This is a genomic window from Azospirillum aestuarii, assembly GCF_016632405.1.
GTDB lineage: Bacteria > Pseudomonadota > Alphaproteobacteria > Azospirillales > Azospirillaceae > Azospirillum > Azospirillum aestuarii.
The window spans coordinates 1-220 of record NZ_JAEPIV010000059.1 but is presented as its reverse complement, the minus strand read 5'-3'; positions in this window follow the sequence as shown (position 1 = coordinate 220).

The following is a 220-nucleotide window of genomic DNA, read 5'->3' as shown; positions in this document are numbered from 1 at the left end:
GCAGGCGGCGGTTTTGACCGTTGGCCGCGGACCGGTTCCGGAAGGGACTGGCATCGCGGGTCGCTTGAGCATCTCGGTCAAGCAGTAAGAGACGAACAGTTTCGAAAGCTTGGGTTGAGGTCGCTATGAGCGGCCCTGTCAAGAGAGCGTTTCGGCGCTCGGCTTGAACCTGAGAGTTTGATCCTGGCTCAGAACGAACGCTGGCGGCATGCCTAACACA